Here is a 16354-nt window from a genome sequence, read left to right as displayed (position 1 = left end):
ATTGGTGCATCTGTCCTCCAATGCTGCGGAGTTGCCATGCTGATCAAAGTCCCCAAAGCGTCTGACTGCCACGAGTCGGACGTCACGCCTGAATCCTTCTATCTTTCTCGACGCAATCTATTGGGTGCTGCCGTAGCCGGTCTGGCTGTGAGCAGTCTGCCGCGTTGGGCCAGTGCTGACGAAGCCGCTCGCTACGCCGATGTCGAGCCTGGCAAGGCACCTTCCTGGTTTGCCGAAAAGCTTCCTTCTACCAAGTGGGGGGCGGTCAACGTCAAGGATGAGGCGATCACGCCATTCAAGGATGCGACCCACTACAACAACTTCTATGAGTTCGGCACTGATAAAGGCGACCCTGCTGCCAATGCCGGTTCGTTGAAGACTGAACCTTGGACCGTGGTAGTAGACGGGGAGGTGGGTAAGCCGGGGCGGTATGCGCTGGAAGACTTCATGAAGCCTTATCAATTGGAGGAGCGGATTTATCGTCTTCGCTGTGTTGAGGCCTGGTCGATGGTCATTCCGTGGATCGGTTTTCCTCTCTCGGCTTTGCTGAAGGAGGTCGAACCTACGTCCAAGGCGAAGTTCATCCGTTTCGAAACGCTGCAAGATCCCAAGAGCATGCCGGGTCAGCGCTCCGGCTTTGCCTTGATCGAGTGGCCCTATGTAGAGGGGCTGCGGTTGGATGAGGCGATGAATCCGCTGGCGATTCTTGCGGTGGGCATGTATGGGCGCGAATTGCCGAATCAGAACGGGGCGCCGCTACGGTTGGTGGTGCCTTGGAAGTACGGCTTCAAGAGCATCAAATCCATCGTGCGGATCAGTCTGGTCAGTGAACAGCCGAAAACCACCTGGCAGAGCATTGCCTCGGATGAGTACGGCTTCTACGCGAACGTGAACCCTACCGTCGATCACCCGCGCTGGACCCAGGCGCGGGAGCGTCGGTTGCCGAGCGGTCTGTTCAAGCCCAATGTTCGGGATACGCAGATGTTCAACGGCTACTCGGATGAAGTCGCTTCTCTCTATACAGGGCTCGATCTGCGGAAGAACTACTGATGCGTTATCTGTTTTGGCGAGTGGGCGTCTTTATAGCGGCTGCGATCTGGCCGCTGCTTTGGTTGTATCAGGCTTGGCAGGATGTGCTGGGCCCCGACCCGGGCAAGGTGTTGGTTGACCGTCTCGGGTTGGGGACGCTTGTCCTGCTATTGATAACCTTAAGCATGACGCCTCTGCAGAAACTTACCGGTTGGGCGGGGTGGATCGCTGTACGCCGGCAACTGGGGTTGTGGTGTTTCGCTTATGTGGTTCTGCATTTGAGCGGCTATACAGCATTCATTCTTGGATTTGACTGGTCGCAGCTGGGTGTCGAGTTGCGCAAGCGGCCGTACATCATTGTCGGGACGTTGGGATTTCTTGGTTTGTTGGCATTGGCGGTGACTTCCAATCGTTATAGTCAGCGACGCTTGGGTGTGCGTTGGAAGAAGTTACATCGGCTGGCTTATGTGATTCTCGGGCTCGGCTTGCTGCATATGCTTTGGATCGTTCGAGCGGATTTGAAGGAATGGTCTGTCTATGCCTCTATAGGCGCGCTGCTATTAGTGCTGCGCATTCCCCCGATTGCTCGCCGAATCCCGCGCTTAATAGCTAAAAAGGTACCTTCTGCAAGAAAAGCGTAAATAGGAGTTGACGGCAGATTCTGGAAGTCTATAATTCGCCCCACTTCCGGCGCAGTCGAAACGGAAAACTCCTTGGTAAACAAAGAGTTACGCAGTTTTCGGCAGTGAGTTGCTTCAGGTCATCGAAGCCCAGAAGGAGTTGATCAAGCGGGTTTGTTTGGCTTGATTGACGGTTCGATCTTCTCGGTCGAAAGCGGAGAAAAAGAGGTGTTGACAGCAGCGAGTAACGCTGTAGAATTCGCCTCCCGCTAACGAGAGATCGGAAGCGCAAGTGGTTGAAGTTGCAAAGGAAACTTTGAAAACTTCTGAAAATAACCGCTTGACAGCAACAGAGGCTGCTGTAGAATGCGCGCCTCGGTTGAGACGAAAGATCTTAACCAACCGCTCTTTAACAACTGAATCAAGCAATTCGTGTGGGTGCTTGTGGGGTCAGACTGATAGTCAACAAGATTATCAGCATCACAAGTTACTCCGCGAGAAATCAAAGATGTAGCCAACGATTGCTGAGCCAAGTTTAGGGTTTCTTAAAAACCCAAAGATGTTTGAACTGAAGAGTTTGATCATGGCTCAGATTGAACGCTGGCGGCAGGCCTAACACATGCAAGTCGAGCGGCAGCACGGGTACTTGTACCTGGTGGCGAGCGGCGGACGGGTGAGTAATGCCTAGGAATCTGCCTGGTAGTGGGGGATAACGCTCGGAAACGGACGCTAATACCGCATACGTCCTACGGGAGAAAGCAGGGGACCTTCGGGCCTTGCGCTATCAGATGAGCCTAGGTCGGATTAGCTAGTTGGTGAGGTAATGGCTCACCAAGGCGACGATCCGTAACTGGTCTGAGAGGATGATCAGTCACACTGGAACTGAGACACGGTCCAGACTCCTACGGGAGGCAGCAGTGGGGAATATTGGACAATGGGCGAAAGCCTGATCCAGCCATGCCGCGTGTGTGAAGAAGGTCTTCGGATTGTAAAGCACTTTAAGTTGGGAGGAAGGGCATTTACCTAATACGTAAGTGTTTTGACGTTACCGACAGAATAAGCACCGGCTAACTCTGTGCCAGCAGCCGCGGTAATACAGAGGGTGCAAGCGTTAATCGGAATTACTGGGCGTAAAGCGCGCGTAGGTGGTTTGTTAAGTTGGATGTGAAATCCCCGGGCTCAACCTGGGAACTGCATTCAAAACTGACAAGCTAGAGTATGGTAGAGGGTGGTGGAATTTCCTGTGTAGCGGTGAAATGCGTAGATATAGGAAGGAACACCAGTGGCGAAGGCGACCACCTGGACTGATACTGACACTGAGGTGCGAAAGCGTGGGGAGCAAACAGGATTAGATACCCTGGTAGTCCACGCCGTAAACGATGTCAACTAGCCGTTGGGAGCCTTGAGCTCTTAGTGGCGCAGCTAACGCATTAAGTTGACCGCCTGGGGAGTACGGCCGCAAGGTTAAAACTCAAATGAATTGACGGGGGCCCGCACAAGCGGTGGAGCATGTGGTTTAATTCGAAGCAACGCGAAGAACCTTACCAGGCCTTGACATCCAATGAACTTTCCAGAGATGGATTGGTGCCTTCGGGAACATTGAGACAGGTGCTGCATGGCTGTCGTCAGCTCGTGTCGTGAGATGTTGGGTTAAGTCCCGTAACGAGCGCAACCCTTGTCCTTAGTTACCAGCACGTAATGGTGGGCACTCTAAGGAGACTGCCGGTGACAAACCGGAGGAAGGTGGGGATGACGTCAAGTCATCATGGCCCTTACGGCCTGGGCTACACACGTGCTACAATGGTCGGTACAGAGGGTTGCCAAGCCGCGAGGTGGAGCTAATCCCAGAAAACCGATCGTAGTCCGGATCGCAGTCTGCAACTCGACTGCGTGAAGTCGGAATCGCTAGTAATCGCGAATCAGAATGTCGCGGTGAATACGTTCCCGGGCCTTGTACACACCGCCCGTCACACCATGGGAGTGGGTTGCACCAGAAGTAGCTAGTCTAACCTTCGGGAGGACGGTTACCACGGTGTGATTCATGACTGGGGTGAAGTCGTAACAAGGTAGCCGTAGGGGAACCTGCGGCTGGATCACCTCCTTAATCGACGACATCAGCTGCTCCATAAGTTCCCACACGAATTGCTTGATTCATTGAAGAAGACGATAAAGAAGCAGCCCGAAATTGGGTCTGTAGCTCAGTTGGTTAGAGCGCACCCCTGATAAGGGTGAGGTCGGCAGTTCGAATCTGCCCAGACCCACCAATTTTGTGTGGGAACCTGTAGAAATACGGGGCCATAGCTCAGCTGGGAGAGCGCCTGCCTTGCACGCAGGAGGTCAACGGTTCGATCCCGTTTGGCTCCACCACTACTGCTTCTGTTTGTTGAAAGCTTAGAAATGAGCATTCCATTGTGATGATGGTGAATGTTGATTTCTAGTCTTTGGATTAGATCGTTCTTTAAAAATTTGGGTATGTGATAGAAAGATAGACTGAACGTTACTTTCACTGGTAACGGATCAGGCTAAGGTAAAATTTGTGAGTTGCTCTTAATTGAGTATTATCGAATTTTCGGCGAATGTCGTCTTCACAGTATAACCAGATTGCTTGGGGTTATATGGTCAAGTGAAGAAGCGCATACGGTGGATGCCTTGGCAGTCAGAGGCGATGAAAGACGTGGTAGCCTGCGAAAAGCTTCGGGGAGTCGGCAAACAGACTTTGATCCGGAGATGTCTGAATGGGGGAACCCAGCCATCATAAGATGGTTATCTTAAGCTGAATACATAGGCTTAAGAGGCGAACCAGGGGAACTGAAACATCTAAGTACCCTGAGGAAAAGAAATCAACCGAGATTCCCTTAGTAGTGGCGAGCGAACGGGGACTAGCCCTTAAGTGGCTTTGAGATTAGCGGAACGCTCTGGAAAGTGCGGCCATAGTGGGTGATAGCCCTGTACGCGAAAATCTCTTAGTCATGAAATCGAGTAGGACGGAGCACGAGAAACTTTGTCTGAATATGGGGGGACCATCCTCCAAGGCTAAATACTACTGACTGACCGATAGTGAACTAGTACCGTGAGGGAAAGGCGAAAAGAACCCCGGAGAGGGGAGTGAAATAGATCCTGAAACCGTATGCGTACAAGCAGTGGGAGCCCACTTTGTTGGGTGACTGCGTACCTTTTGTATAATGGGTCAGCGACTTATTTTCAGTGGCGAGCTTAACCGAATAGGGGAGGCGTAGCGAAAGCGAGTCTTAATAGGGCGTCTAGTCGCTGGGAATAGACCCGAAACCGGGCGATCTATCCATGGGCAGGTTGAAGGTTGGGTAACACTAACTGGAGGACCGAACCGACTACCGTTGAAAAGTTAGCGGATGACCTGTGGATCGGAGTGAAAGGCTAATCAAGCTCGGAGATAGCTGGTTCTCCTCGAAAGCTATTTAGGTAGCGCCTCATGTATCACTGTAGGGGGTAGAGCACTGTTTCGGCTAGGGGGTCATCCCGACTTACCAAACCGATGCAAACTCCGAATACCTACAAGTGCCGAGCATGGGAGACACACGGCGGGTGCTAACGTCCGTCGTGAAAAGGGAAACAACCCAGACCGTCAGCTAAGGTCCCAAAGTTATGGTTAAGTGGGAAACGATGTGGGAAGGCTTAGACAGCTAGGAGGTTGGCTTAGAAGCAGCCACCCTTTAAAGAAAGCGTAATAGCTCACTAGTCGAGTCGGCCTGCGCGGAAGATGTAACGGGGCTCAAACCATACACCGAAGCTACGGGTATCACTTAGGTGATGCGGTAGAGGAGCGTTCTGTAAGCCTGTGAAGGTGAGTTGAGAAGCTTGCTGGAGGTATCAGAAGTGCGAATGCTGACATGAGTAACGACAATGGGTGTGAAAAACACCCACGCCGAAAGACCAAGGTTTCCTGCGCAACGTTAATCGACGCAGGGTTAGTCGGTCCCTAAGGCGAGGCTGAAAAGCGTAGTCGATGGAAAACAGGTTAATATTCCTGTACTTCTGGTTATTGCGATGGAGGGACGGAGAAGGCTAGGCCAGCTTGGCGTTGGTTGTCCAAGTTTAAGGTGGTAGGCTGGAATCTTAGGTAAATCCGGGATTCTAAGGCCGAGAGCTGATGACGAGTGTTCTTTTAGAACACGAAGTGGTTGATGCCATGCTTCCAAGAAAAGCTTCTAAGCTTCAGGTAACCAGGAACCGTACCCCAAACCGACACAGGTGGTTGGGTAGAGAATACCAAGGCGCTTGAGAGAACTCGGGTGAAGGAACTAGGCAAAATGGCACCGTAACTTCGGGAGAAGGTGCGCCGGTGAGGGTGAAGCATTTACTGCGTAAGCCCATGCCGGTCGAAGATACCAGGCCGCTGCGACTGTTTATTAAAAACACAGCACTCTGCAAACACGAAAGTGGACGTATAGGGTGTGACGCCTGCCCGGTGCCGGAAGGTTAATTGATGGGGTTAGCTAACGCGAAGCTCTTGATCGAAGCCCCGGTAAACGGCGGCCGTAACTATAACGGTCCTAAGGTAGCGAAATTCCTTGTCGGGTAAGTTCCGACCTGCACGAATGGCGTAACGATGGCGGCGCTGTCTCCACCCGAGACTCAGTGAAATTGAAATCGCTGTGAAGATGCAGTGTATCCGCGGCTAGACGGAAAGACCCCGTGAACCTTTACTATAGCTTTGCACTGGACTTTGAATTTGCTTGTGTAGGATAGGTGGGAGGCTTTGAAGCGTGGACGCCAGTTCGCGTGGAGCCAACCTTGAAATACCACCCTGGCAACTTTGAGGTTCTAACTCAGGTCCGTTATCCGGATCGAGGACAGTGTATGGTGGGTAGTTTGACTGGGGCGGTCTCCTCCTAAAGAGTAACGGAGGAGTACGAAGGTGCGCTCAGACCGGTCGGAAATCGGTCGTAGAGTATAAAGGCAAAAGCGCGCTTGACTGCGAGACAGACACGTCGAGCAGGTACGAAAGTAGGTCTTAGTGATCCGGTGGTTCTGTATGGAAGGGCCATCGCTCAACGGATAAAAGGTACTCCGGGGATAACAGGCTGATACCGCCCAAGAGTTCATATCGACGGCGGTGTTTGGCACCTCGATGTCGGCTCATCACATCCTGGGGCTGAAGCCGGTCCCAAGGGTATGGCTGTTCGCCATTTAAAGTGGTACGCGAGCTGGGTTTAGAACGTCGTGAGACAGTTCGGTCCCTATCTGCCGTGGACGTTTGAGATTTGAGAGGGGCTGCTCCTAGTACGAGAGGACCGGAGTGGACGAACCTCTGGTGTTCCGGTTGTCACGCCAGTGGCATTGCCGGGTAGCTATGTTCGGAATAGATAACCGCTGAAAGCATCTAAGCGGGAAACTAGCCTCAAGATGAGATCTCACTGGGACCTTGAGTCCCCTGAAGGGCCGTCGAAGACTACGACGTTGATAGGTTGGGTGTGTAAGCGCTGTGAGGCGTTGAGCTAACCAATACTAATTGCCCGTGAGGCTTGACCATATAACACCCAAGCAATTTGCTTGCTTCGAGCCCAAAGGCGAAAGAGCACCAGATTGCGGTGTGTGAAGACGAAACGAACCGAAAGTTCGAGATACTCACAAAACACCAAGCTGTCACATACCCATTCGCTGGAGCGTGAACCCGCAAGGGCCCACGACCTGGCTACCGAATTTCTTGACGACCATAGAGCATTGGAACCACCTGATCCCATCCCGAACTCAGCAGTGAAACGATGCATCGCCGATGGTAGTGTGGGGTTTCCCCATGTGAGAGTAGGTCATCGTCAAGATTAAATTCCGAAACCCCAATTGCGAAAGCAATTGGGGTTTTGTTTTGCCCGCAGGAAAGTACTGCTTCGGTACAACACAAATTTGCACAGTTATTTTCGAGCCATGACACTAGAATAGGCCCAACTTTTTCGGAGGCCAGAGCCTTTATGCCAGATCCGGTTGACGCCCCTGGGCTGTCAGAATTACCGCTGGACGACTTGGTGGCGTGCCATGAGTGTGACTTGCTCATGCGCAAGCCCCAACTCGCCCATGGCGAGAAAGCCTTATGCCCACGCTGTGGTTACGAGCTCTACGCCCATCGCCATAACGTGGTGCAGCGCAGTCTCGCGTTGGTCATCGCCGCTTTGCTGTTGTACATCCCTGCGAACTTTTTACCCATCATGCAGCTCAATCTACTCGGGCAATCGTCGCAAGACACCGTCTGGACCGGCGTTGTCGGCTTGTTCGATACCGGCATGCAAGGCGTCTCGGTGATTGTGTTCCTGTGCAGCATGGGAATTCCGCTGCTCAAGCTGCTCTGCCAATTGGCCGTGCTGTTGACCATCCGCTTTGATATCGGACGCAGCTACGGCTTGTTGCTCTACCGCATTTACCACCATCTACGGGACTGGGGGATGCTCGAGGTTTACCTCATGGGCGTACTGGTAGCGATCGTCAAGCTGGCAGATATGGCGGCCATTACCGTAGGCCTTGGTTTGGCGTGTTTCATCAGTTTGTTGTTGGTCCAGGTCTGGTTGGAGGTTGTGATGTCACCTCATCAGATCTGGCAGGCTTTGTCAGGAGAGGATGCCCATGCGGGCGATTGATGCAGGCATTCTGATTTGCACCGAATGCCATGAATTGAACAAGCAGGAAGCCGACACCGACGAGCAGACCTGCACCCGTTGCGGTGCGCTGGTGCACGCCCGTCGTCCGAACAGTCTGGTGCGTACCTGGGCGCTGCTGATAACCGGCGCGATTCTCTATATCCCGGCCAATGTGCTGCCGATCATGACCGTCAGCTCATTGGGGCAGGGCGATCCGAGTACGATCATGTCCGGTGTCATCCAGCTGGTTCAGCACGGCATGATTCCCATCGCCGCCGTAGTTTTTATCGCCAGTATTCTGGTACCAACGTTCAAACTGGTAGGCATCGCGCTGCTGCTGTTTTCAGTGCAACGTCGCCAGCCACTCTCGGCACGCCAGCGAATCTGGATGTACCGCTTTATCGAGTTCATCGGCCGCTGGTCGATGCTGGACATCTTTGTGATCGCCATCCTGGTGGCGGTCGTGAATTTCGGACGGCTCGCCAGCGTCGAAGCCAATCTTGGCGCCATCGCTTTCGCCAGTGTGGTGATTCTGACGATGCTTGCCGCAGTTACTTTCGATCCCCGACTGATTTGGGATAACACGGAGTCGGACGACGACCATGACTGATTTGCCTACAGCTAAAACCCGACCGGCCTCGAACTGGTCTGCCATCTGGGTGTTGCCCCTGATCGCCTTGATCATCGGCGGCTGGCTCGGCTGGCGTGCCTACAGCGAAACCGGCATCGAGATTCAGGTGCGTTTCGAAAGCGGTGAAGGCATTCAGGCCAACAAGACTGAAGTCGTCTACAAAGGCATGTCAGTCGGCAAGGTGAAAACCCTCAAGCTCGATGATGAAGGCAGCTCCAAAGGGGTGATCGCCACCGTAGAGATGAACAAGGACGTGGAGCAATACCTCAAGACCAGCACCCGCTTCTGGCTGGTCAAACCCAGCGTGACCCTGGCTGGTATCACCGGGCTGGAAACGCTGGTGTCCGGCAACTACGTGGCCATCAGCCCGGGCGAGGGCGAGCCGACCCGCAAGTTCAAGGCCCTGGCCGAAGAGCCCCCGCTGTCAGACTCCCAACCCGGTCTGCACCTCACCATCAAGGCTGATCGTCTCGGTTCACTGAACCGTGGCAGCCCGGTGTTCTACAAGCAGATCAAAGTTGGCCAGGTCAAAAGCTACTTGCTGTCGGAAGACCAAAGCACTGTCGAACTCAAAGTCTTCATTGAGCCCACCTACGCCAATCTGGTGCGCAAACACACGCGTTTCTGGAACGCCAGCGGCATCAGCATCGACGCCAACCTGTCGGGTGTGAAAGTGCGCAGCGAATCGCTCGCCAGCATCGTCGCAGGAGGTATGGCGTTCGCCACGCCGGAGAACCGCAAGGACAGCCCGCCCACCGATCCGAGCCTGCCATTCCGTCTCTACGAGGATTTCGATGCCGCCGCTGCCGGTATTCGGGTAAAGGTCAAATTGAGCGATTTCGAAGGCCTGCAGGCCGGCCGTACACCGGTCATGTACAAAGGCATCCAGGTCGGCAACCTGAAAGCGCTGAAGGTCGATGCGGACCTGAATGCCGCCACTGCCGAATTGACCCTTGACCCACTGGCCGAGGATTATCTGGTCGAAGGCACTCAGTTCTGGGTAGTCAAACCGTCGATTTCCCTTGCCGGTATCACCGGTCTGGAGGCCTTGGTCAAAGGTAACTACATCGCTGTGCGACCGGGCGACAAAGGGGCTGCGCCGCAACGTGAGTTCGTTGCCAGGCCCAAGGCGCCGCCGCTGGACCTGCGTTCGCCCGGCCTGCACCTGGTGTTGTTCACCGAGAATCTGGGGTCGCTGGAAGTCGGCAGTCCGATTCTCTACAAGCAGGTCAAGGTCGGTTCGGTGCAGAGCTATCAGTTCTCCAAGAAGAAGAAGCAACTGGTGATCGGTGTCCACATCGAGAAAGAGTACGAAGGCCTGGTCAACGCGTCGACCCGCTTCTGGAACGCCAGCGGCATCACGCTCACAGGCGGATTGACTGGCGGAATCCAGGTCAAAAGCGAGTCGCTGCAAAGCCTGATGGCCGGCGGTATCGCTTTCGAAACCCCGGAAGCCAAGGCGCCGTTGCAGAAGCGCATTCCACGTTTTCGCCTGTTCGCCAACCATGAGGAGGCCAATCAGAAAGGCACCGTGGTCACCATCAAGGTTGATCGCGCCGATGGTTTGCACAGCGGCACCCCCGTGAGATTCAAAGGCCTGGACGTTGGCAAGATTGAAGACGTCGACCTCAGTGATGACCTGCAATCGGTGATGCTCACCGCACGAATCACCGAAGTGCCGGAGCGCATTGCCCGGGTCGGCAGCCAGTTTTGGGTGGTCAAGCCTGAGCTGGGCCTGATCAAGACTTCTAACCTGGAAACATTGGTCACCGGCCAATACATTGAAGTACAGCCCGCGCCGAAGAACCTCGGCCCGCAGAAGAACTTCGTCGCCCTGGCCACTCCACCGGAATCGGCCAAACAGGAAGCCGGTTTGAGTCTGGTTCTGAGCGCCGCTCGCCGTGGGTCCTTGAAAACCGGTGTGCCGGTGACGTACCGCGAGGTGACCGTGGGCAAAGTGACGGGCTATGAATTGGGCCAGACCGCTGATCGTGTGTTGGTACACATTCTGATCGAGCCGAAGTACGCGCCATTGGTGCGCAGCGGCACGCGTTTCTGGAACACCAGCGGTTTCGGTTTCGACTACGGCCTGTTCAAAGGCGCGACGGTAAGGACTGAATCCCTGGAGACGTTGATTCAGGGCGGTATCGCCTTTGCTACGCCGGACGGTGATCGCATGGGCAGCCCGGCACGGCCTGAGCAGACGTTCCCGTTGTTCGACAAGTTTGAAGATGAGTGGCTGACCTGGGCGCCGAAGATTTCACTCGGTAAATAGCGGGACGTTGATTGGGCGTCTGTGATGACGCCTTCGCAAGCAAGCCCGCTCCCACACTGAATTTGTGCACGGCGCAGAAACAATGTGGGAGCGGGCTTGCTCGCGAAGAGGCCGCCTTGGAGTCCACTACAAGTCTCTCACCATAAAAAAGGCCGCAATCCATTGGATCGCGGCCTTTTTTATTGCCTTCGATTTAACGCCAAATCAGACCGCATCCAGCTCCGGCTCGTCCGCCTGTGCAACAACAGCAGCCTTCACCTCATCATGCCGGCGAATGTACTTCCAGTCTGCCTCATCGATGTAGATCCCGTTCGGCCCGCTGCCACCTTCCAGGTCGATCGCCACACTGGCGCAGACCTGCGGCTTCACACTCGCCAGGATCGGCACGAAGCCCAGTTGCAGGCTTGTTTCCAGCAACGCGGCCTGGTTCTTCTCGTCGATGTCCGCCGCCTCGTCGAGGTAGTACGGCAGGCGCACACGACCGGCCTGGTCGCGGTCCATCAAGTGCAGCAACAAGTACATGTTGGTCAGCGCCTTGATGGTCATCGTGGTGCCGTTGGACGCCGCGCCGTCGATGTCGGTGTGAATCACCGGTTGACCGTTGACCTTGGTGATCTCGAACGCCAGTTCGAACAAGTCCTTGAGGCCGAGCTGGTTGTGGTTCGCCGCCACCAGCCGTGCCAGGTATTCCTTGGCTTCTTCGTTCTTGTTGTCCTGATCGGCACTTTGGCTCAGGTCGAAGACGGAGAGGGTTTCGCCTTCTTCGTACTGGCCGGCACTGTGGATGATCTGGTCGATGTGCTTGAGCGCTTCCTTGTTCGGCGCGAGCACGATGCGGAAGCTCTGCAGGTTGGAGACCTGACGTTTGTTGATCTCACGGTTGAACAGCGCCAGTTGATGCTCGAGGCTGTCGTAGTCGCTGCGGATGTTGCGCAGGGTCCGGGCGATGTCGGTGACCGCCGCACGGCGGGCCTTGCCAAGAGTCAGGGCTTCGTCGGTACGGTGCGCATAGGCGTTGATCAGCAGTTGCAGGCGACGCTCCATATCGTCTTCGCTGTCGAACTTGGCCACGCCTTTGAGACGGACCTGAGCGTACAACGCCTCGATCTGACCGTCGCTGCGCTGCAAACCCTGCCAACTGTCCTGGTAGTCGTTGAGCAGGGGCAGCAGGTTGTCCATGGAATCATCGATAGGGTCCATGAACGGCGTGCCGAACGGCAGGTCTGCCGGCAACAGCTGGCGGCGGCGCAAGGCGTCGTCGAGGGTGCGTTGCTTGGCTTCCATGTCGCCGATCTGCCGGCCGACCAGTTGCAGCTTGGCCGACAGTTGCTGGACGCGTTCGGTGAAGGCATCGCTGGAACGCTTCAATTCGTCCTGCGCCGCTTCCATCTGCGCCAGTTGTTCGAGTTTGTCGCCTTCCTCGGCACTCAGGGTTTGCGCGCGACGGAAATCTTCCAGGGCTTTCTGCGCGTCCAGCACTTGCTGGTACAGCGCTTCGGTCTGGGTCTTGCTCGCGGCACGGTCGGCGGCCACGGCCGCCTGGGTTTTAAGCTGCTTGAGTTCTTTGTCCAGACGCTCTTTCTGATCGCGCAATGCCGCGCGGTCAGCCAAAGCTTGCAGGGCCGGCGGCTCGATGTGCGAGATGTCGATGGACAGTCCCGGCACTTCGAAGCGCTCGCCTTTGAAACCGTCGAGGATCAACTCCATGGACTTGACCCACTGACCGTCCTCGTCCAGCGTAATGCCGTGTTCGCCCAGCGGCAGGCTGAACAGTGCGCTGTTGAACAGGCGCATCAGACGCTCGACGTCCTGTTGCGAGAATTCCTCGCGCAGACGGGCGTAGCTGTTGTTGTCGGCGTGATCGAGTTGCTGTTTCACCGACTTCAGGCGTTTTTCCAGGTCCCGCAGACGTTCTTCCAGGTCTTCGGCAGAGAACTGCCGCGACTGCGCCAGTGCACCGGCCAGTTCGTCGTGCGCGTCCTTGGCCGCGAGCAGTTGCTGTTCCAGCACTTTGACGTCATCAACCAACGCGAAGCGATGCTTGAGCACCGACAGCTCGCCGAGCCAGCGCTGGATGCCGGTGATTTCCCGCTCCAGGCGCATCAGCTCCTGAGTGCCGCCGCGCTGATCGTTTTGCAGCGCGTCCTGCTCGTTGCGGTAGTGCTCGGCCTGAATCGTCAACTCTTCCTTGCGCGCACTGGCGTAATCCGACCAGGTGCCCAGCAACGAATCGAGCAGCGGCGAGATCCGGTGCAGCTTGCCGCGCAGGATATTGCGCTGGGTCACGCCTGCCGCAAGGGCTTCGACCAATGGGCCGGCAGTCACCAGCGAGTTGTAGTCCTGTTCCATGCGACGGACATCGCGGAACGCTTCTTCGCACGCGGCGATGTAATCGACGCTGCCGGAGCGCAGGCTGTGTTCAAACGCATCCAGAAACAATTGCTTGAGCTTGGCCGCGGTGATTTCACGCATGTGCAGCAAGTTGATGAACAGGGCGCGGAAGGTCTTCAGGCTCTGCTCGCTGGTGGAGCGCAGCGGGATCAGCGTCAGGTCCAGCGGGATCGAGGTGTGACCGCCGACCAGCAAACGACGCAGTTCATCCGGTTTGAGTTCGTAGGCTTTCAGGCCTTCGCGCTCAAGGTTGGTGAACAATTCTTTCTGCCGCAGGCAGGTGTCGTTCTTCTGGTAATGCGCCAGATCCAGTTTGCCGGCGTAGGCAAAGAACTGGTGACCGAAACCACCGCCCGGGCCGCGACCGACCACGCCGATCACGTGCGGGCCGTGGGGGAGGGACACTTCGACCAGGATATAACTGGTGTCCGAAGCGAAGTAGAAACGGCGGGATTGTTCCAGGCTGTACTTGCCGAAACTCATGTCCGACATGCGCGCCAGAATCGGGAACTGCAAGGCGTTGATCGATGCGGATTTACCGAGGTTGTTCGCGCCGTAGACCGACAACGGTTCTTCCAGCGGGAACAAGCCGAGGCTGTAACCGGCGGTGTTCAAAAGGGCGAAGCGGCGAATGCCGTAGCGTTCCTTGCTCATGCGTCGGTCTCCTGTTCTTCGGCAATGGCGCGGGCCATGGCGTCTTCTTCGCTGTCTTCTTCGAAGTCACTGAGGTCCAGCGGGTCGTCGGTTTGCAGCAGTTTTTCGTCGCTATCGTCGTCGATCAATACTGGAACCGGCAACGGCAACACGCTGTGCAGGCTGGCCGCCAGATCGCGGTCCTGCTGAACCGACAGGCAGACATCAAGGAAGCGGTGCATCGGCGGTAGGAAACGGTAGACGCCGTTTTCTTCGCCGGCAAAACCGAGCTGAGTCATGCGGCGCATGATTTTTTCTTCGAGTTCTTCGACGGTCTGTACTTCGGCCTGGATAAACAGGTCGCGGTATTTTTCCAACAAGGACGGCAACTCATCACGGCCAAGGCTGCCGCCGTCGAGCACGGCGACCGGGTCACGGCCCTGATCCGCCAGGTGCTCGACGAGGATGAATGTAAACAGCGCCAGACGTTGTGCGGTCTTGTTCACTGCTGCGGCGGCGAGGTCCGGCACGAAATAGTAGAAACCGCGAGTGTCGCAGACCAACTCATAACCCAGCGCCCGGAACAGCGTGCGGTACTGGTCCTGGAAGTTCGACAGCTGCGCGTACAGTTCCGGATCGCGGCGGCTGACGTGATAGCCCTTGAACAGTTCGCGGAAGATCGGCGCGAGTTGGGACAGTTCGGATAGATCAAGATGCATGTGGGGTGCTCGCAGAATCCTCGGCGGCGGTATCGCGGGCCGAGAGCAGGGCGAAGGAGCGCAGGCTGACCTGGTGCTCGTGAGTGTGGTAATCGCGGCGTTCCAGACGCTCGCGTGTGAAGCGCTTTTCCCGCGACAGGCGCGAGAACCAGTAAAGCAATTCGTCGGTAGCGCCGTCCGGTTCCTGCTCGAGCAGCCAGGTCATCAGGTCCGGCATCGGCAGGGCATCTTCGCAGCGTTCGAGCATTTCGCGAACGGTGCGTGGCGCGCGCGGGGCTTCGCCTTTCTGCGTCTTGTGAGCCTTGGGGAACCGCGCCGGTTTCGGCTCGAATCGGGCCAGGGCGTACACGTAGGCTTCGACCTGACTGGCACTGCCAAGGAAGGTGCTTTGCGGGCGGGTGAACATCGGCATCGCGGCTTGTGGCACCGCGTCGATGCCTTTGCGACGGATGGCCGACAAGGCCAGCGCCGCGCCACGGGTCACGGCGTTGTGCCGACGGGCCTCTTCACGCAGCGGCAGCAGCAGTTCGCGGGCATGACGCAGGGTCAGCTGGGCGCTGGTCTGCATTTCGAGGATGCGCGCGTGGGTGCGCAGCAGCATGTCGTCATCGACTAGGTGGCCGAGTCGCTGCTGCTCGGTGAGCATCTTCAGCAGGACGTTTTCGACTTTGCGCACGCCTTGCTCGAAGGCGCCGTCGGCGTTCACCAGCTGAATCATCGGCTCGACGTATTCGTCCCAGGTCGCCAGTACTTCAGCGTAACGCTGACGTAGCGGGATCTGCCGATCGCTGGTCTTGGCGCGTTCGGCGACGGCCACCAGGGCCTGTTCGTCGTTGGCCAGTTTCTTCAGAACATCGCGTACGCGCATGTCGAGCAGACGCAACTGACGGGCAAGGTCGTGGCCGTCGCGGATATCGAAAGCGTCCTGGATATAACCGGCCAGGCGCTCAAGATGGCGCAGATAGGCTTCGATTTCCAGGCACAGGCCCAGACGGTGCTCACGGCGCAGGTACGCGAGGAAGTCGTGGATCTGCGCGTTGAGCTCGAAACGGTTCGGGCTTTTCGCCACGGGGACCAGAATGTCGAGGCGGATCCACACGTCCAGCAGGCTGGTGATGTCCTGCGGCGTACTGTCGAGTTGCTGGGCGGCCAACTGTGAACGCAGTTCGTTGAGGCTCAAGGTGCCTTGGTCGAAGTGCTCGCACAGTGGCTCCAGAAGTGCCCAGTGTTCAGCGAGGGCGCGCAAGACGCGCTTGGGTTCGATCATCGGAATGGCCGGCTGGTTGGCGATTAAAAGCCGCGATTGTACTGCATCGGGACCGATGCGATTCACTCTCGGGACGGGCTGTAGCTGTTTCTAAGGGAAAGAGTATCGATCAAGCGTGGGCGATCTTGAGCGAAGGGCGGTAGAATCACCGCACTTTAGTTATCCACAAGTGGCCGACCTTTGC

At 56.3% G+C, this 16354-nt stretch carries 8 protein-coding genes, 2 tRNA genes and 3 rRNA genes; 10 read left to right on the top strand and 3 right to left on the bottom strand.

Annotation, left to right across the window (positions count from 1 at the left end; all coding sequences use genetic code 11):
- Positions 1-36: 36 nt before the first annotated feature.
- From msrP to DJ564_RS27710, 10 genes are all read left to right on the top strand, one after another.
- Complete coding sequence (gene msrP / locus DJ564_RS27760; RefSeq protein WP_109634859.1) at positions 37-1050, top strand: protein-methionine-sulfoxide reductase catalytic subunit MsrP; 1014 nt, start codon at positions 37-39, stop codon at positions 1048-1050.
- Positions 1050-1670 (top strand): protein-methionine-sulfoxide reductase heme-binding subunit MsrQ, encoded by a 621-nt coding sequence (gene msrQ, locus DJ564_RS27755; RefSeq protein ID WP_109634857.1) that lies wholly within the window; start codon positions 1050-1052, stop codon positions 1668-1670. Before msrP ends, msrQ begins: the two co-directional genes overlap by 1 nt.
- A 544-nt stretch (positions 1671-2214) precedes the next feature.
- Positions 2215-3753 (top strand): 16S ribosomal RNA (locus DJ564_RS27745).
- A gap of 83 nt (positions 3754-3836) precedes the next feature.
- Positions 3837-3913: transfer RNA gene (locus tag DJ564_RS27740), tRNA-Ile, on the top strand.
- Between the two features lie 27 nt (positions 3914-3940).
- Positions 3941-4016, top strand: a tRNA-Ala gene (locus DJ564_RS27735).
- Between the two features lie 250 nt (positions 4017-4266).
- Positions 4267-7158: ribosomal RNA gene (locus DJ564_RS27730) — 23S ribosomal RNA — on the top strand.
- Between the two features lie 173 nt (positions 7159-7331).
- Positions 7332-7447 (top strand): 5S ribosomal RNA (rrf, locus tag DJ564_RS27725).
- Together the 16S, 23S and 5S rRNA genes with 2 tRNA genes alongside form the textbook arrangement of a ribosomal RNA operon.
- A 147-nt stretch (positions 7448-7594) precedes the next feature.
- Positions 7595-8254, top strand: coding sequence for a paraquat-inducible protein A (locus tag DJ564_RS27720; RefSeq protein WP_109634855.1), 660 nt, complete (start codon positions 7595-7597; stop codon positions 8252-8254).
- The gene (locus DJ564_RS27715) at positions 8241-8864 is read left to right on the top strand and encodes a paraquat-inducible protein A (protein WP_109634854.1); all 624 of its coding nucleotides are present in this window, start codon (positions 8241-8243) and stop codon (positions 8862-8864) included. The genes DJ564_RS27720 and DJ564_RS27715 overlap by 14 nt, the downstream gene beginning before the upstream one ends.
- Positions 8857-11160 (top strand): PqiB family protein, encoded by a 2304-nt coding sequence (locus DJ564_RS27710; protein ID WP_109634852.1) that lies wholly within the window; start codon positions 8857-8859, stop codon positions 11158-11160. Before DJ564_RS27715 ends, DJ564_RS27710 begins: the two co-directional genes overlap by 8 nt.
- A gap of 204 nt (positions 11161-11364) precedes the next feature.
- Here DJ564_RS27710 and mksF read toward each other — a convergent pair whose 3' ends face one another.
- From mksF to mksB, 3 genes are read right to left on the bottom strand one after another with little or no spacing between them, the layout of a single operon-like run.
- A complete protein-coding gene (mksF, locus tag DJ564_RS27705; protein WP_109634850.1) occupies positions 11365-14205 on the bottom strand; it encodes an Mks condensin complex protein MksF in 2841 nt (946 codons plus the stop codon).
- Positions 14202-14903 (bottom strand): Mks condensin complex protein MksE, encoded by a 702-nt coding sequence (gene mksE / locus DJ564_RS27700; RefSeq protein WP_109634847.1) that lies wholly within the window; start codon positions 14901-14903, stop codon positions 14202-14204. Before mksE ends, mksF begins: the two co-directional genes overlap by 4 nt.
- Positions 14893-16170: an Mks condensin complex protein MksB gene (mksB, locus tag DJ564_RS27695; protein WP_162556247.1), complete on the bottom strand. Its 1278-nt coding sequence runs from the start codon at positions 16168-16170 to the stop codon at positions 14893-14895. Before mksB ends, mksE begins: the two co-directional genes overlap by 11 nt.
- Between the last annotated feature and the right edge of the window lie 184 nt (positions 16171-16354).

The sequence above is a fragment of the Pseudomonas sp. 31-12 genome (assembly GCF_003151075.1).
Taxonomy (GTDB): domain Bacteria; phylum Pseudomonadota; class Gammaproteobacteria; order Pseudomonadales; family Pseudomonadaceae; genus Aquipseudomonas.
The sequence above is the reverse complement of the archived record's forward strand: the minus strand, read 5'-3'. Positions and strand labels throughout refer to the sequence as shown.